The 17,072-nt window shown below is 41.9% G+C and carries 16 protein-coding genes and 7 tRNA genes; 18 read left to right on the forward strand and 5 right to left on the reverse strand.

Going from position 1 to position 17,072, the window contains the following annotated elements; genetic code table 11:
* Window positions 1-8: 8 nt before the first annotated feature.
* Window positions 9-269 (forward strand): BolA family protein, encoded by a 261-nt coding sequence (locus EL121_RS07895; RefSeq protein WP_039195949.1) that lies wholly within the window; start codon window positions 9-11, stop codon window positions 267-269.
* A 123-nt stretch (window positions 270-392) separates the two neighbouring features.
* Window positions 393-1,670 (forward strand): UDP-N-acetylglucosamine 1-carboxyvinyltransferase, encoded by a 1,278-nt coding sequence (gene murA / locus EL121_RS07900; protein WP_039195950.1) that lies wholly within the window; start codon window positions 393-395, stop codon window positions 1,668-1,670.
* Between the two features lie 71 nt (window positions 1,671-1,741).
* Here murA and EL121_RS07905 read toward each other — a convergent pair whose 3' ends face one another.
* Both EL121_RS07905 and EL121_RS07910 read right to left on the reverse strand, forming a co-directional pair.
* A complete protein-coding gene (locus EL121_RS07905) occupies window positions 1,742-2,116 on the reverse strand; it encodes a hypothetical protein (protein ID WP_052190369.1) in 375 nt (124 codons plus the stop codon).
* A gap of 152 nt (window positions 2,117-2,268) precedes the next feature.
* Window positions 2,269-2,643 carry a rhodanese-like domain-containing protein gene (locus EL121_RS07910; protein ID WP_039195952.1) on the reverse strand — a complete coding sequence of 125 codons (375 nt, stop codon included), beginning with the start codon at window positions 2,641-2,643 and terminating at the stop codon, window positions 2,269-2,271.
* 163 nt (window positions 2,644-2,806) lie between these two features.
* On the opposite strand from EL121_RS07910, the gene ettA reads away from it, so the two are divergent.
* From ettA to EL121_RS07935, 5 genes are all read left to right on the forward strand, one after another.
* The gene (gene ettA, locus EL121_RS07915) at window positions 2,807-4,477 is read left to right on the forward strand and encodes an energy-dependent translational throttle protein EttA (RefSeq protein ID WP_039195954.1); all 1,671 of its coding nucleotides are present in this window, start codon (window positions 2,807-2,809) and stop codon (window positions 4,475-4,477) included.
* An 86-nt stretch (window positions 4,478-4,563) separates the two neighbouring features.
* Window positions 4,564-5,337: a DNA polymerase III subunit epsilon gene (gene dnaQ / locus EL121_RS07920; RefSeq protein ID WP_039195956.1), complete on the forward strand. Its 774-nt coding sequence runs from the start codon at window positions 4,564-4,566 to the stop codon at window positions 5,335-5,337.
* 102 nt (window positions 5,338-5,439) lie between these two features.
* Window positions 5,440-5,516, forward strand: a tRNA-Asp gene (locus EL121_RS07925).
* A gap of 41 nt (window positions 5,517-5,557) precedes the next feature.
* Window positions 5,558-5,634: transfer RNA gene (locus tag EL121_RS07930), tRNA-Asp, on the forward strand.
* 66 nt (window positions 5,635-5,700) lie between these two features.
* Window positions 5,701-6,489 carry a glycosyltransferase family A protein gene (locus EL121_RS07935; protein WP_039195958.1) on the forward strand — a complete coding sequence of 263 codons (789 nt, stop codon included), beginning with the start codon at window positions 5,701-5,703 and terminating at the stop codon, window positions 6,487-6,489.
* Between the two features lie 2 nt (window positions 6,490-6,491).
* Here the strand turns inward: EL121_RS07935 and EL121_RS07940 are convergent, their stop codons facing one another.
* The gene (locus tag EL121_RS07940; RefSeq protein WP_039198925.1) at window positions 6,492-6,872 is read right to left on the reverse strand and encodes a SufE family protein; all 381 of its coding nucleotides are present in this window, start codon (window positions 6,870-6,872) and stop codon (window positions 6,492-6,494) included.
* A 124-nt stretch (window positions 6,873-6,996) separates the two neighbouring features.
* On the opposite strand from EL121_RS07940, the gene clpP reads away from it, so the two are divergent.
* The 4 genes from clpP (at window position 6,997) to EL121_RS07960 (ending at window position 10,090) form a co-directional block, all read left to right on the forward strand.
* A complete protein-coding gene (gene clpP, locus EL121_RS07945) occupies window positions 6,997-7,587 on the forward strand; it encodes an ATP-dependent Clp endopeptidase proteolytic subunit ClpP (RefSeq protein WP_014990900.1) in 591 nt (196 codons plus the stop codon).
* Window positions 7,587-8,846 (forward strand): ATP-dependent protease ATP-binding subunit ClpX, encoded by a 1,260-nt coding sequence (gene clpX, locus EL121_RS07950; protein WP_039195960.1) that lies wholly within the window; start codon window positions 7,587-7,589, stop codon window positions 8,844-8,846. The genes clpP and clpX overlap by 1 nt, the downstream gene beginning before the upstream one ends.
* 94 nt (window positions 8,847-8,940) lie before the next feature.
* Entirely contained in the window at window positions 8,941-9,921 is a 981-nt protein-coding gene (gene lpxK, locus EL121_RS07955) for a tetraacyldisaccharide 4'-kinase (RefSeq protein WP_039195962.1), read from the forward strand.
* A 1-nt stretch (window position 9,922) separates the two neighbouring features.
* Entirely contained in the window at window positions 9,923-10,090 is a 168-nt protein-coding gene (locus EL121_RS07960; RefSeq protein WP_039195964.1) for a Trm112 family protein, read from the forward strand.
* 137 nt (window positions 10,091-10,227) lie between these two features.
* On the opposite strand, the gene EL121_RS07965 is transcribed toward EL121_RS07960, so the two are convergent.
* Window positions 10,228-10,303: transfer RNA gene (locus EL121_RS07965), tRNA-Ala, on the reverse strand.
* A gap of 49 nt (window positions 10,304-10,352) precedes the next feature.
* Window positions 10,353-11,792, reverse strand: a complete 1,440-nt coding sequence (gene gltX, locus EL121_RS07970) for a glutamate--tRNA ligase (protein WP_039195966.1) — start codon at window positions 11,790-11,792, stop codon at window positions 10,353-10,355.
* A gap of 204 nt (window positions 11,793-11,996) precedes the next feature.
* Here gltX and EL121_RS07975 point away from each other — a divergent pair.
* The 7 genes from EL121_RS07975 to EL121_RS08005 all read left to right on the forward strand — a co-directional run bounded on the left by EL121_RS07975 (window position 11,997) and on the right by EL121_RS08005 (window position 16,903).
* Window positions 11,997-12,072, forward strand: a tRNA-Val gene (locus EL121_RS07975).
* Between the two features lie 51 nt (window positions 12,073-12,123).
* Window positions 12,124-12,199, forward strand: a tRNA-Val gene (locus tag EL121_RS07980).
* Between the two features lie 50 nt (window positions 12,200-12,249).
* Window positions 12,250-12,325, forward strand: a tRNA-Val gene (locus tag EL121_RS07985).
* 51 nt (window positions 12,326-12,376) lie between these two features.
* Window positions 12,377-12,452: transfer RNA gene (locus EL121_RS07990), tRNA-Val, on the forward strand.
* Window positions 12,453-12,703: 251 nt separating this feature from the next.
* Window positions 12,704-13,885 (forward strand): bifunctional tRNA (adenosine(37)-C2)-methyltransferase TrmG/ribosomal RNA large subunit methyltransferase RlmN, encoded by a 1,182-nt coding sequence (locus EL121_RS07995; protein WP_039195968.1) that lies wholly within the window; start codon window positions 12,704-12,706, stop codon window positions 13,883-13,885.
* Between the two features lie 54 nt (window positions 13,886-13,939).
* Complete coding sequence (gene pilW / locus EL121_RS08000) at window positions 13,940-14,488, forward strand: type IV pilus biogenesis/stability protein PilW (RefSeq protein WP_039195970.1); 549 nt, start codon at window positions 13,940-13,942, stop codon at window positions 14,486-14,488.
* A 75-nt stretch (window positions 14,489-14,563) separates the two neighbouring features.
* A complete protein-coding gene (locus EL121_RS08005; RefSeq protein ID WP_039195972.1) occupies window positions 14,564-16,903 on the forward strand; it encodes a Tex family protein in 2,340 nt (779 codons plus the stop codon).
* Window positions 16,904-17,072 lie beyond the last annotated feature (169 nt).

Raw genomic sequence — 17,072 nt, forward strand, 5'->3', positions numbered from 1 at the left:
ATAAGCACATGGAACCAAAACAACTCGAAGAAATTTTAAGAAATGCGTTACCGACAGCTGCGGAGATTCATGCGCAAGGTGAAAATTCGCATTATGGCGTGATCGTTGTCAGTGACGAATTAGCACAATTATCAAAAGTAAAACAACAACAGGCGGTATATGCACCATTAGGTGAATATTTTGCAACAAATGCTATCCACGCATTGACGATTAAAGTTTTCTCGACAGAACAGTGGAAAAAAGATCGCTTACTTAATATGGTAGGCTAGCCTATTCGATGAATAATAGATAATGATAGCTAAGCGGTCGCTTTTGTAAAAAATTTTGCAAAAATGACCGCTTGAGTTTTGTTTATATCTATTATCACTTATTTATTCTTTAAGGATTTTATAATGGAAAAATTTCGTGTTCACGGTCCTTTTACATTAAGTGGGACGGTTGATATTTCAGGTGCTAAAAATGCCGCACTTCCAATTTTGTTTGCAGCCATTTTGGCTACCGAACCTGTTACTTTAACGAATGTGCCAGATCTTAAGGATGTGGACACGACTTTTAAAATCTTACGTAAATTAGGCGTGGTAGTTGAGCGTGATGAGACCGGAGCGGTACAAATTGATGCAAGTCATATTGATCACTACGTTGCACCTTATGAATTAGTAAAAACCATGCGTGCTTCAATTTGGGCGTTAGCGCCACTTGTAGCGCGTTTCCACGAAGGTCAAGTCTCATTACCGGGCGGTTGTACGATTGGTGCGCGTCCAGTTGACATGCACATTTCGGGCTTAGAAAAAATGGGTGCGGTAATTGAGCTGGATGAAGGCTATGTGAAAGCAACGTCAAACGGCCGTTTACAAGGCGCACGCATTTATATGGATAAAGTGAGTGTGGGTGCAACGCTATCTGTGATGATGGCGGGTACTTTAGCGGAAGGTACAACAGTGATTGAAAATGCTGCTCGTGAACCTGAAATTGTGGACACTGCATTATTCTTAAATGCAATGGGGGCAAAAATCTCAGGTGCAGGTACAGATACTATCACGGTTGAAGGTGTGGAACGTTTAACAGGTTGTCAGCACCGTGTTGTGGCTGACCGTATTGAAACCGGTACATTCTTAGTTGCTGCGGCGGTATCCGGCGGTAAAATCACCTGTCGTGGTACTAAAGCGGACACATTAGATGCAGTAATTGAGAAATTACGTGAAGCAGGTATGGAAGTAACCGTAACAGAAGATACCATTACTTTAGATTCAAAAGGTCAGCGTCCGAAAGCGGTAAATATTCGCACGATGCCGCACCCAGGGTTCCCAACCGATATGCAAGCGCAATTTACTTTGTTGAACGTTGTTGCGGAAGGCACAAGCCGTATTACTGAAACGATTTTTGAAAACCGTTTTATGCATATTCCGGAACTTAACCGCATGGGAGCTAAAGGCGAAATCGAAGGGAATACTGCGATTTGTCACGGTGTAGAAAAATTAAAATCCGCAGAAGTGATGGCGACAGACTTACGTGCGTCAATTAGCTTAGTACTAGCGGGTTGTATTGCTTCTGGTGAAACTATTGTTGATCGTATTTATCATATTGATCGTGGTTATGAACATATTGAAGATAAATTACGTGGAATCGGTGCGAAAATCGAACGTTTTTCTGAGCCGTTTACAGGCGAATAATTTAATATAAATATTAAAAGGGCTGTTTAAAGTATTCATACTCTAAAACAGCCCTTTTTTGTTAATGTCGTTTATTGACTAGCTTTTTTCATCATTTTCTTTTTATGTTTTTTTGACATCATTTTGTCGTCTTTCATCATATGTTTGTCCGACATCATTTTATCGTCTTTCATCATGTGTTTATCAGACATCATTTTGTCGTCTTTCATCATGTGTTTGTCTGACATCATTTTGTCGTCTTTCATCATGTGTTTATCAGACATCATTTTGTCGTCTTTCATCATGTGTTTGTCCGACATCATTTTATCGTCTTTCATCATGTGTTTGTCCGACATCATTTTGTCATCTTTCATCATCTGATGAGAATCTTTCATGTCATTTGCATGTGCGTTAACCATAAGCGCTAAACCCATCATAACAGCTGAAAGTGATACGAATTTTTTCATTAAAGTCTCCTTTTATAAATAATAAGTTGCATAATAAATAATAGTAAGTTGCGCCAAATTGGACGTGGTGGGATGGGGCTTCTTACAAATTATTTTTTATAAAAAGCAAAAGACCGCAATAAAAGCGGTCTTTTGTGCAGTTTTTTTTGCAATTATTTTATGCCTTTACGCAATAAATCTTGGTAGCCACCGTGGTTTGTCACTTGGCGATAACCCAGTTTTTGTAATTCGGTTAATGCTACGTCGGCACGACGCCCTGAACGGCAATATAAGTGAATCGGTGCATCTTTATCTTCTATCAGTTGATGGATTTTTGCACTAATTTGTTCAACCGGAATATTGATTGCACCTTCAATATGTCCTGTGGCAAATTCTTCTGCGGTACGTACGTCAATCCAAATGCCTTGCGCTTTTTTTGCAGTGACTGATTGGATGTTTGCAACTTGTTGATTGCTTTCATTTGCAGATACTGTAATAGGAAGGCTCAATAAAAGTGCAGCAATAAGCGGGAAAGTTCTTTTTAGCATAGTGGTATCTCCTAGTTTTGATTATAGCCTTTAGTGTATATTTGTCTAAATATCTTACAATAAGCGGTCGAATTTTATGAAAAATTTGCAAATGTAGGAATCCCTATATTTCGCCCCTGTTTTCAAGTAAAATAGATAAGATTTTTTTTATGAGGAATACATAATGTCAACTCAATTTGTATATACGATGCATCGCGTCGGCAAAGTCGTGCCACCGAAGCGTCATATTCTTAAAGATATTTCTTTAAGCTTTTTCCCGGGCGCAAAAATCGGGGTACTTGGTTTAAATGGTGCGGGTAAATCAACCTTATTACGTATCATGGCGGGCGTGGATAAAGAGTTTGAAGGTGAAGCTCGTCCACAACCGGGTATTAAAATCGGTTATTTACCGCAAGAGCCAAAATTAGATCCGCAACAAACCGTGCGCGAAGCAATTGAAGAAGCGGTTTCGGAAGTTAAAAATGCGTTAACGCGTTTAGATGAAGTTTATGCGTTATATGCGGATCCGGATGCGGATTTCGATAAATTAGCGGCAGAGCAAGCGAATTTAGAAGCGATTATTCAAGCGCATGACGGTCACAATCTTGATAACCAATTAGAACGTGCGGCGGATGCGTTACGTTTACCGGAATGGGATGCGAAAATCGAACATTTATCGGGTGGTGAGCGCCGTCGTGTGGCGCTTTGCCGTTTATTACTCGAAAAACCGGATATGTTATTGTTAGACGAACCGACCAACCACTTAGATGCGGAATCGGTAGCGTGGTTAGAGCGTTTCTTACATGACTATGAAGGTACAGTAGTAGCGATCACCCACGACCGTTACTTCTTAGATAACGTAGCAGGCTGGATCTTAGAGCTTGACCGTGGTGAGGGTATTCCTTGGGAAGGCAACTACTCTTCTTGGTTAGAGCAAAAAGAGAAACGTTTAGAACAAGAAGCGGCAGCTGAATCTGCACGTCAAAAATCGATTGCGAAAGAGTTGGAATGGGTACGTCAAAACCCGAAAGGTCGCCAAGCGAAAAGTAAAGCACGTATGGCACGTTTTGATGAGCTTAATTCGGGCGAATATCAAAAACGTAACGAAACCAACGAACTCTTTATTCCGCCTGGTCCACGTTTAGGTGATAAAGTTATCGAAGTGAGTAACTTAACCAAATCTTACGGCGACCGCACTTTAATTGATGATTTGTCATTCTCAATTCCAAAAGGTGCGATTGTAGGGATTATCGGTGCCAACGGTGCGGGTAAATCGACCTTATTCCGTATGCTTTCAGGTCAAGAACAGCCTGATTCAGGCTCAATCGTAATGGGTGAAACTGTTACATTAGCTTCGGTAGATCAGTTCCGTGATTCGATGGATGATAAGAAAACCGTATGGGAAGAAGTGTCGAACGGTCAAGATATTCTGACAATTGGTAACTTTGAAATTCCAAGCCGTGCTTACGTTGGTCGTTTTAACTTTAAAGGTGTGGATCAGCAAAAACGTGTGGGTGAGTTATCCGGTGGCGAACGCGGTCGTTTACACTTGGCGAAACTTCTGCAACGTGGTGGTAACGTATTGTTATTAGACGAACCGACCAATGACTTGGACGTTGAAACTTTACGTGCGTTAGAAAATGCGATCTTAGAATTCCCAGGCTGTGCAATGGTTATCTCGCACGACCGTTGGTTCTTAGACCGTATCGCAACCCATATTTTAGATTACGGCGATGAAGGTAAAGTGACCTTCTACGAAGGTAACTTCTCTGATTACGAAGAGTGGAAGAAGAAAACTTTAGGTGATGCGGCAACGCAACCTCACCGTATCAAATATAAACGTATTGCGAAGTAATACTTGAATAAGCGGTCGGATTTTGGTGAAAATTTGCAAATTTTCCTTGAAATTCGACCGCTTGCATCTTTTGATTAGGCAATAAAATGAGTGAACAACCGATAGTAAGACAGGTGGTGCTGGATACCGAAACAACCGGTATGAGTTTTAGCGGGCCGCCACAAATTGGGCATAATATTATTGAAATCGGTGCGGTCGAAGTGATTAACCGTCGCTTAACCGGACGTACTTTTCACGTCTATGTTAAACCGCCGCGAGAAGTGGAAGAAGAAGCGATTAAAGTTCACGGTATTACCAATGAATTTTTGCAAGATAAGCCTGTATTTGCCGAAGTTGCGGACGAATTTATTGAATTTATTAAAGGTGCAGAGCTAATCATTCATAATGCGCCCTTCGACGTGGCATTTATGGATCAAGAGTTTTCTTATTTGGAAAACCCACCGCCGAAGACGGCTGAAATGTGCAGTGTGACCGATAGTCTTGCGGTGGCTCGAAAAATGTATCCGGGCAAGCGCAATAACTTAGATGCATTGTGCGATCGTTTAGGCATTGATAACAGTAAACGTGTGCTTCACGGGGCGTTACTGGATGCGGAGATTCTAGCAGATGTTTTCCTAATGATGACCGGTGGACAGCTGGCATTATTAGGTGAAGAAGATGCAGCCGTTAATCACGAAAGTGTTGCGGATCTCGGTTTAGGTACAATAACGAAATTTGAAACAAGTGGTTTAATTGTGTTACAACTGAGTGAAGAAGAGCAGACAGCACACGAAGAATATCTCAAACTGATTGATAAGAAATCCAAAGGGAATTGTATTTGGATGCGCCCAAATGAAACGGAATCGGAGCAAATTCACTAATTGCTTGATTTATTTGATTTTAAAATAAGCAAATAAATTCGTTTCATAAAAAATAATTTGACGCTTTAGTGCAAAATCCGTATTATGCGCCTTACCAGTTGCGGAGTGGTAGTTCAGCTGGTTAGAATACCTGCCTGTCACGCAGGGGGTCGCGGGTTCGAGTCCCGTCCATTCCGCCAATTAATTTTTAATTATTGAATTTAATTCGATAATACCGTGTGGAGCGGTAGTTCAGCTGGTTAGAATACCTGCCTGTCACGCAGGGGGTCGCGGGTTCGAGTCCCGTCCGTTCCGCCACTTTTTCAAGAAAAAGCCTCTGAGAAATCAGAGGCTTTTTTGCTATTTGGCTTTTGAGGCTTTTCTATGTCTAAACCCTTTAACGGCCGCTACCAACTTGCCGTTGTGATAGTAACGGTTGGGCGTGAATCTTTACTACGTGCCGTTCGTTCTGTTTTTTCTCAGCAATTTAGCGGAAATATTCAAATTCTGATTGGCGTGGATCTCGATTTATCCGGTCAGCTTCCGCATTATCGACAAATACTTGATCAAGAACGCCCGGCTAATGTGGATATCGTTTGGCTAGATCTCGGTTATTCAACTTCTAAACGTCACGGCGGTGTACATGATTGCTATTACGGTGGTTCATTGCGTTCGGCATTGACCTTACTTGCTGATAGTGAACTGGTTACTTATCTCGATGATGACGATTGGTTTTTACCACAACATATCGACAAAATGTATTCCGTATTCTGCCAGTATCCGGATGTAAATTGGGGACACGCTTTGTGTTACTACGCTGACGGTAATACCGGTGAAATACTGTGTTTAGACGAATTGGAAAGCGTTGGTGTTGATCAGGGTATTTTTAAGGATAGTTTTGGCGGCTTTGTGCGTCCATCGGGCTTAACACTTAATAAGCTTAAAACGCTGCCTTATCTCCATTGTTGGTCGCAATCTTTAGCGCAAGGAGACGGAGAAGATCGAATGTTGTTTGAGCAGCTAAAAACACTACGACATTTTTCTTTGGCGGAAGGTACGGCTTGTTGTGCGTTGGATCCGAAGGATTCGGGGCATGAAATCCGCCTTGCTTTCATCAAGCAAAAAACAGGGCGAGATGTAGTGATGCAAGCCAAGCAAGGCTCAACCCGTTAAAATTAAGCCGTAAGAATCAGTTTGTTAATTTGCTGTAATCCGTTTAAACGTGTACTCGTCAGATTCTGTGAGATTTTTAGTTGCTCAAACAGCTGAGCCAAATCAATACGAGCTAATTGTGCCGAATCGGCTTCGTTTAACAGTGTTACGACAATAAATAAAATCCCTTGCATTAAACGAGCATCACTATAGGCGCGAACTTTACGTGGTGTTGCTTGAAATTCAAACCATAAACGGCTTTCACAGCCGTGAATTTCAGGTAATTGCGCTAATTCTTCTTCGGTCGGTTTAGCTAACTGACGGCTTAATTGAATCAGCAAGCGGTATCTTTCTTCCCAAGATTTGCAAAGTTCAAATTTTTGATAAATATCGGCTAAAGTCATATTTTTATTGATTAAGGCTAAGTTTTGCAAAAGATTGTAACAATCTGACCGCTTGTTGTTAATGATTTTCTTAAAGTTTGATAGAATTAACGGTATTTCTCAGATTTCGGATAAGGAACCCAAAATGGCAGTAATCCCAATGGTGGTTGAACAAACCTCAAAAGGCGAAAGATCATACGATATTTATTCACGTTTACTTAAAGAACGTATCATTTTTTTAAACGGTGAAGTTGAAGACCATATGGCAAACTTGATCGTGGCACAACTTCTTTTCCTTGAATCGGAAGATCCTGAAAAAGATATTTATTTATACATTAACTCACCGGGTGGTGTTGTTACGGCGGGTTTAGCAATTTACGACACAATGAACTTTATTAAACCGGATGTTGCAACACTTTGTACTGGACAGGCTTGCTCAATGGGCGCTTTCTTATTATCCGGCGGTGCAAAAGGCAAACGTTTTGCTTTACCTCACGCACGTGTGATGATTCACCAACCTTTAGGCGGTGCAAGAGGACAGGCGACTGATATTCAAATTCAAGCGCAAGAAATTTTAAAATTAAAAGAAATGCTGACAAGAAGAATGGCAGAACATAGCGGGCAGCCGTTTGAAAAAGTGGCGGCAGATACCGAACGTGATAATTTTATGTCAGCATTTGAAGCGGCTGAATACGGTTTAATTGATAAAGTTTTAACACACAGAGATACAAAATAATGGCAAATTTTGAGAAAGAACCACATTGTAGTTTTTGTGGAAAAAGACGTACCGAAGTGGATCAGCTTGTTGAAGGTACGGAAGGTTATATCTGTAATCACTGTATTGAAGAGTCTTACGCATTGTTAAACGGCGAAGAAGAGCCGTTAATCGATGAAAAACAAGATGAAGAGAAATTCTTTGAAAATGTACCGACTCCACACGAAATTCATGCGCATTTAGATGAGTATGTTATCGGTCAAGAACATGCGAAAAAAGTGTTGTCCGTAGCGGTTTATAACCACTATAAACGTTTACGCAATGCGCTTTCAGGTCATAAGGAAACTAACGGTGTAGAGTTAGGTAAAAGTAATATTTTATTAATCGGTCCGACCGGTAGCGGAAAAACTTTATTAGCGGAAACCTTAGCCCGCCGTCTAAACGTACCGTTTGCCGTGGCGGATGCAACCACGTTGACGCAAGCCGGCTATGTAGGTGAAGACGTAGAAAACGTGATTCAAAAATTACTAATGAAATGTGATTTTGATGCGGAACAAGCGGAGCGTGGTATCGTCTTTATTGATGAGATCGACAAAATTACCCGTAAATCGGAAAGCCCGTCAATTACCCGTGATGTATCCGGCGAAGGTGTACAACAGGCGTTACTAAAATTAATTGAAGGCACGGTGGCGAATATCAATCCGCAAGGCAGCCGTAAGCACCCGAAAGGCGAAACGATTCCGGTTGATACCTCTAAAATCTTATTTATTTGTGGCGGTGCATTTGCCGGCTTAGATAAGCTTGTTGAAGCACGAACCAACAAACAAGGCGGAATCGGCTTTGGTGCAGAACTGAAAAAAGATAAAGAACGTGAAGATCTCACCGAGTTATTCAAACAAGTTGAGCCGGAAGATTTAGTCAAATTCGGCTTAATTCCGGAATTAATCGGTCGATTACCAGTGGTGACTCCATTACAAGAACTTGATGAAGAGGCGTTAATTCAAATTTTAACTGAACCGAAAAATGCGATTATCAAGCAATATCAAGCATTATTCCAAATGGAAGGTGTTGAGTTGAAATTTACCAAAGACGCGTTAATTGCGATTGCTCAGAAATCCATTTCACGCAAAACCGGTGCGCGTGGTTTACGTTCGATTGTTGAGAATCTACTATTGGATACGATGTATAACCTACCAACACTTAAAGCAGAGAAAGATGTGAAAAAAGTGACGATTGGCAAAGGTTGTGTTGAAAACGGCGATAAGCCGAAAGTAGAGTAAGCATAGCTAAAATGGACAATGTTTTTCATTGTCCATTTGTTTTATCTGTAGGCATAGCGGTTAACGCAAACGATAGTATCTTTAAAGAAATAGTATGAACATTTGGCAATCTACATCAATTATCACTTGGCTGCTTACGCCGTTTTCATTGCTGTTTTGGCTGATTAGTCAAATCCGCTTGTTTTTGTTTCGCAAAAAAATCCTAAAATCTTACCGCTCTCCGGTACCGGTGTTAGTGGTTGGTAATATTTCGGTGGGGGGGAACGGAAAAACGCCTGTGGTTGTTTGGTTAGTGGAACAGCTACAACAACGTGGCGCTAAAGTCGGCGTGATTTCTCGTGGATATGGCGGCAAAAGCAAAGACTTTCCTCAGTTAGTCACCAAACAGAGTTCAGCGGAAATGGTGGGCGATGAACCGGTATTGATTGTACAACGAACCGGTGTGCCACTAGCAATTTCGCCGAATCGTCAGCAAAGTATCGAATTATTACTGAGTCAATTTGAGCTGGATTTAATTATCACTGATGACGGCTTGCAACATTACGCCTTACAGCGAGATATCGAATGGGTTGTGGTTGATGGCATGCGCCGTTTTGGTAACGGTTTTGTTTTGCCCGCAGGTGGCCTGCGTGAGCTGCCAAGCCGTTTGCAAACGGTACAGGCGATTATTTGTAATGGCGGAGTGGCTCTGCCGAATGAACATTTAATGACGCTCGAGCCTGAATTTGCCGTTAATCTAAGAACGGGCGAGCAAAAGCCAATAACTGATTTTATCGGGCAAGAATGTGTGGCGATTGCCGGAATCGGGCATCCTCCCCGATTTTTTAATATGCTCGAAAATTTAGGTATTAAATTACTTAAAACACAAGGTTTTGCCGATCACCAAGCATTTGAACCAACTCAGCTTAAAGCGCTTGCATCCGAACAAATTCCGTTACTGATGACAGAAAAAGATGCGGTAAAATGCCGAACTTTTGCCCAGTCAAATTGGTGGTATATACCTGTTTCTGCAAAATTTTCGCTGGAATCGACCGCTTGTTTACTTGAACCGATTTTAAAACGATTAGGAAAATAATATGAACGAAAAACTTATCAATAATCTTGCTTGTCCGGTAACGAATACCAAACTGGAGTGGGATAAAGCCAATAATCGCTTGATTAGCCGTGAAGCGAAATTAGTTTATCCAATTGAAAACGGTATTCCAGTTTTATTGCCGGAAGCGGGTAAAAAGCTTGAAGACTAAATATTTGGAAAATTTATAGGACAAGCGATCAACTTTTACGGATTTTTTGCAAAAACTCGCTGAAATTTAACCGCTTATTTTGAGAGCAGAAAATAAAAAACGCTAAGTCAAATGACTTAGCGTTTTTTTGAATTTAGTGGTGGAGATAATCGGGATCGAACCGACGACCTCTTGAATGCCATTCAAGCGCTCTCCCAACTGAGCTATATCCCCGAAAAGTGGCAACATAATAAATGCCGCCACTTTAGCTGTCAATAGGAAATTATGCTTGTGCTTGAATAAACTCAATCGCTTTTTGGATACGAGCTAAAGTACGCTCACGACCGACTAATTTTGCGGTGATATCCATTGACGGTGATTGGCCTGAGCCGGTTACCGCTAAACGGAATGGCATCCCCACTTTACCCATACCGATTTCTAAATCAGCCGCAGTTGCATTCATCGCATCATGAATCGCTTCTACACTCCAATCAGTTGAAGCGGTTAATTTTTCCAATAATTTTGCAAGTGGTGCAATCGCTTCCGCTTTGAAGTTTTTCGCGACAGCTTTTTCATCATAACCGTCAAATTCTTGATAGAAATAACGGCTTGCAGTCGCTAATTCTTTTAATGTTTTCGCACGTTCGCTTAATACCGGAATAATTTCTTCTAACGCCGGGCCGTTTGAAGTATCGATTGCTTGATCATTCATATGCCACGCTAAATATTTCGCTACGTGTTCAGCCGGTAAGCTACGCATATAGTGTTGGTTTAACCATTGTAATTTATCGGTATTGAAAGCACTTGCCGATTTGCTAACTGAGTGAATGTCGAATAATTCGATCATTTCTTCACGGCTGAAAATTTCTTGGTCGCCGTGACCCCAGCCTAAACGCACTAAATAGTTTACTAAGGCTTCCGGTAAATAACCGTCATCACGATATTGCATGACGCTCACCGCACCGTGGCGTTTTGATAATTTCTGGCCGTCATCACCGTTAATCATTGATACGTGAGCATAAGTCGGAATTGGCGCGCCTAATGCTTTTAAAATATTGATTTGGCGAGGTGTGTTGTTGATATGGTCTTCGCCACGTACAACGTGCGTAATACCCATATCCCAGTCATCTACCACCACGCAGAAGTTATAAGTTGGCGAACCGTCTGTGCGGCGAATAATTAAATCGTCTAACTCACTGTTACTGATTTCGATACGACCACGTACCGCATCGTCAAACACTACCGAACCTTCTTGCGGGTTTTTAAAACGCACAACGTGCGGTTCGTCTGCTGAATGTTCGTGATCACCTAAACAATGACGGTCGTAACGAGGTTTTTCTTTATTTGCTTCTTGTTCGTTACGTAAGTTTTCTAAACGTTCTTTTGAACAGTAGCAACGGTACGCTAAACCTTGCTCGATCATTTGATCAATAACTTGGTTATAACGATCAAAACGTTTGGTTTGATAGTACGGACCGTGTTCCCAAGCAAGATTTAACCATTCCATACCTTCAAGAATGGCTGCGGTTGCTTCCGGTGTTGAACGTTCTAAGTCGGTATCTTCGATACGTAATACAAATTCACCGTTAAAATGTTTTGCATATAACCAAGAATATAACGCGGTACGTGCGCCGCCAACGTGTAAATAGCCGGTCGGGCTAGGCGCAAAACGGGTGCGCACTTTTACATTCGGATCTAAAGGGAAAAGAGTTTCGATATTCATTATTGTCAGCCTATTAAGTAATTTGCCGAGAACGGCTTTTTTAAACAAAAGATTTATCTATTCTACTACGGTTAACCTAGCGGTTGAAGGTTAAAAAACGTAAAAAATGAGGGTTTTGGACGAAAAATTCAACAAACAAGCCAAAATGTTAAAAAAAGGGTTTGACGATAGGTGAAAAATCTCTATAATGCCACTCCACAACACGGGCGATTAGCTCAGTTGGGAGAGCACCTCCCTTACAAGGAGGGGGTCACTGGTTCGAGACCGGTATCGCCCACCACTTTCCAATAAGTGTTTCGTGTTGATTACAATCTATCTAATAATTGAAAACGGGCGATTAGCTCAGTTGGGAGAGCACCTCCCTTACAAGGAGGGGGTCACTGGTTCGAGACCGGTATCGCCCACCACTTTTCAACAAGTGTTCCGTTTTTCAATTCCCTTTGATGAAATCTCAAGTGGGCGATTAGCTCAGTTGGGAGAGCACCTCCCTTACAAGGAGGGGGTCACTGGTTCGAGACCGGTATCGCCCACCACTTTAGATTCTCATCATAAACTTCAAGTTATAGCAAAACGCTATATCATGAGGGCGATTAGCTCAGTTGGGAGAGCACCTCCCTTACAAGGAGGGGGTCACTGGTTCGAGACCGGTATCGCCCACCACTACTTCTTATCTTATTCTTTAATTCATCATCAAATAACATTTAAAATTTGCTATTTTACCTTCTATCTTTGCATTTCATCACGTTTTTGCGATCTTGATCGAAAATTTCAGATTAAAAACTTCCCATTTCGTTTAAAAATCACTAGCCTTAAACTTTATAGACGAGTAAAATTTGCGGTCTTTTTATTTTATCAACCTGCAAAACTAATCCTTTTGCCGTAAAACGTGTAACAACGAGGCTTTTACTCTCATGTCAGAACAAACCCAAACTTGTGCGAGCGAAATTCAAGCAACGAATGCCGCAGTACAGCACCCTAAATCAGAAAAAATTAACCTCATGAACTTAACTCGCCAAGAGATGCGCGAGTTATTTGCCGAAATGGGTGAAAAACCGTTTCGTGCCGACCAATTAATGAAATGGATTTACCATTTTGGTGAAGATAATTTCGATAATATGAGCAATATCAATAAAGTATTGCGTGAAAAATTAAAACAAATTGCAGAAATTAAAGCACCGAAAGTGTCTGTTGAACAGCGCTCAAGTGACGGCACAATCAAATGGGCGATGCAGGTAGGTGATCAGCAAATTGAAACGGTGTATATTCCGGAAGCGGATCGTGCGACTTTGTGTGTTTCTTCACAAGTTGGTTGCGCATTAGCCTGTAAATTCTGTTCAACCGCTCAGCAAGGTTTTAACCGTAACTTAACCGTTTCTGAAATTATCGGTCAGGTATGGCGAGCTTCGAAAATCATTGGTAACTTCGGTGTGACTGGTGTGCGTCCGATTACCAACGTGGTAATGATGGGGATGGGCGAACCATTACTCAACTTGAATAACGTGATTCCGGCAATGGAAATTATGTTAGATGATTTTGCTTACGGTTTATCTAAACGTCGTGTAACACTTTCAACTGCGGGTGTAGTGCCGGCACTTGATATTATGCGTGAAAAAATTGACGTGGCATTAGCGATTTCATTGCATGCGCCGAACGATGAATTGCGTGATGAAATTATGCCGATTAATAAAAAGTATAATATCAAAATGTTGATGGATTCTGTGCACAAATACCTTGAAGTATCGAATGCGAACCACGGTAAAGTGACGATTGAATACGTTTTATTAGATCACGTTAATGACGGCACAGAGCATGCGCATCAGTTAGCTGAAGTACTAAAAAATACGCCGTGTAAGATCAACCTCATTCCATGGAACCCGTTCCCGGAAGCACCTTACGGTAAGAGTTCAAATAGCCGTGTGGATCGTTTCCAAAAAACGTTAATGGAATACGGTTTTACGGTAATTGTACGTAAAACGCGTGGTGACGATATTGATGCCGCTTGCGGTCAGCTCGCCGGTGATGTAATCGACCGAACCAAACGTACCATGGAAAAACGTAAGTTTGGCAAAGGTATTGCGGTACAAAACCATTAACCAATTTCTCCCTAAGCAACTCAAGCGAAGGGAGTATATCTTGAGGAGAACAATATGAACCTTGCAAAATTTTTGCGAAATTTGACCGCTTGTATGCTGTTATCTGTGCTGTTCGGTTGTTCTTCTCAGATTCCTACCTCTCAAACCACTTTTAATCGCTCGGAAGCGGTTAAAGCCCGTATCAATTTAGCCTTAGCGTATCTCGAGCAACATGATTTACCCAAAGCGAAAGAGAATATTGATAAAGCGCTAAGCCACGATCAAAACGATTACTTACCTCATTCTGTTTTAGCTTATTACTATCAGCAAATCGGTGATCAAGCTCACGCCGAGCGAGCTTATCAGCAAGCATTGAAATTAAGTGATAATCGTCCGGATGTATTAAATAATTACGGTACTTTTCTGTGTAAACAAGCCAAGTTTGATCAGGCATATCAACAGTTTGAGCAAGCGGTGCAAAGCGAGCAGTCTTACTATCATCAAGCCGATAGCCTCGAAAATATTGTGTTATGTGCCAAACAAGAGCCGAATTTAGCTAAAGTAAACGAAGCGTTAAACCAATTAGAAAAGCTGGATAAAGCAAGAGCGGCGGCACTGCGTTAGCTCGAACTTTTATTTTTGGGCATTGTCTTTTTTTACTGTTAAAATAAAGCGAATTTTATTTGTTAGGAAAACGCAATGTCAGAGCTCAATACACAAATTAGCCAGATTATTGCCACAGAACTCTCTGTTGGCTCACATCAAATCCTCGCTGCAATCAAATTACTCGATGAGGGTAATACCATTCCATTTATCGCACGTTATCGTAAAGAAGTCACCGGCGGTTTAGACGACACTCAATTACGTCATTTTGAAACACGTTTAATTTATTTGCGTGAGTTGGACGATCGCCGTCAAACGATCCTTAAGTCAATTGAAGATCAAGGTAAATTGACAGATGAATTACGTGTCAAAATTGAAACGACTGAAAGTAAAACCGAATTAGAAGATCTTTATCTGCCTTATAAGCCGAAACGCCGTACTCGTGGGCAAATTGCGATTGAGGCGGGGCTTGAGCCGTTGGCAGATAGCTTATGGAATGATCCGAACCAATCACCGGAAGTGTTAGCTGAATCTTTTATTGATGCGGAAAAAGGTGTAGCGGATGTTAAATCTGCGTTAGACGGTGCGCGTTATATTCTGATGGAGCGTTTTTCAGAAGATGCCGAATTACTTGCAAAATTACGTCAATATTTAACCGCTTACGCAACGTTGGAATCAAAAGTGATTGAAGGCAAGGAAGAAGAAGGCGAAAAATTCCGCGATTATTTTGCGCATAGTGAGCCGTTTAAAACCGTACCTTCTCACCGTGCATTAGCGATGTTCCGAGGCAGGAACGAAGGCATATTATCGCTTTCGTTAAATGCGGATCCCGAAGCGGAAGAAGGTGTTCGAACAAGCCATTGCGAAGAAATTATTCGCCAGCATTTAGGTGTAATATTCAATCAACAACCGGCAGACAAATGGCGTGAGCAAGTGATTGCTTGGACGTGGAAAATTAAAGCGGCACTTCATTTGGAAACCGAATTAATGGGCGCATTGCGTGAGAAAGCGGAAGAAGAAGCAATTGACGTATTTGCTCGCAATCTGTCTGCGTTATTAATGGCGGCGCCGGCAGGAGCAAAAAATACCATGGGCTTAGACCCGGGCTTACGAACCGGTGTGAAAGTGGCAGTGGTAGATAATACCGGTAAATTATTGGCGACCGACACCATTTATCCGCATACAACAGGCAAAGCGGCAGCGGAAGTTTCGCTGTATAAATTAATCAAGCAACATAATGTTGAGCTGATTGCGATTGGTAACGGTACGGCTTCTCGTGAAACGGAACGTTTTGCGAAGGACGTATTAAAACAGATCAAAGAAAGCAAACCGGATATGGTGATTCCGCAAACTGTGGTGGTCAGTGAGGCGGGGGCTTCGGTTTATTCCGCTTCCGAATTAGCGGCAAATGAATTCCCTGGGTTAGATGTTTCATTACGTGGTGCGGTATCGATTGCTCGCCGTTTACAAGATCCGCTCGCGGAATTGGTAAAAATTGAACCGAAAGCGATTGGTGTTGGGCAGTATCAACACGATGTTAACCAGTCACAACTGGCTCGCAAACTGGATGCAGTGGTTGAAGACTGTGTAAATGCGGTTGGGGTGGATCTTAATACCGCTTCTGCAGCGTTATTGGCTCGTGTTGCCGGTATGAGCAAAACATTAGCGCAAAATATCGTGGCGTTTCGTGATGAAAACGGACGTTTTAACGCACGTTCCGACCTGAAAAAAGTGCCTCGTTTAGGGCCGAAAGCCTTTGAACAGTGTGCCGGTTTTATGCGAATTATCGGCGGTAAGAATGCGTTAGATGCTTCGAGCGTGCATCCGGAGGCTTATCCGGTGGTGGAAAAAATTCTCCAAGCAACCGATTCAACCCTTGCGGAATTAATGGGCAATGCGACTCGTATTCACCAACTGAATGCAAAAGACTTTGTGGACGAACAATTCGGTTTACCGACTGTAAACGATATTTTCAAAGAGTTGGAAAAACCGGGACGCGATCCACGTGGTGAATTTAAAACCGCAACCTTTATGGACGGCGTAGAAGATATTAAGGATCTGAAAGTCGGAATGATCTTAGAGGGGACGGTAACCAATGTAGCGAATTTCGGTGCTTTTGTGGATATTGGCGTACACCAAGACGGTTTGGTACATATTTCAATGTTATCGAACAGCTTTGTGGAAGATCCGCATAAAGTAGTGAAAGTTGGCGATTTAGTGAACGTGAAAGTGTTAGAAGTGGATGTACAGCGTAAACGTATTGCGCTCACTATGCGTTTAGAAGATAAGCCGACCGACAAACCGGCAAACGGTCGAAATCCGCAAGAAAATCGCAAAAATACTGAAAAATCCGACCGCTTCTCTGGCAATAAATCACAACGTAATCAGTTCGCCAACAATGCGTTTGCCGATGCGTTAAAAGGTTGGAAGAAGTAATTCCCTCTCTCTGCTTGTTTTCGCTAAACGCTGCAACAAGCTGTCTCTCTCCCACAAGGGGGAGAGAGTAAAATATAGCTTAAATAAAACCACGGAACACACCGATTACACTGAATAAATTTCCGAGTGGTCTGCGTGTTCCGTGGTTAGTTTTTGCAAAATTTTGCGG

Origin of the sequence: Actinobacillus equuli, from assembly GCF_900636745.1 — a bacterium.
Classification (GTDB): Bacteria; Pseudomonadota; Gammaproteobacteria; order Enterobacterales; family Pasteurellaceae; genus Actinobacillus; species Actinobacillus equuli.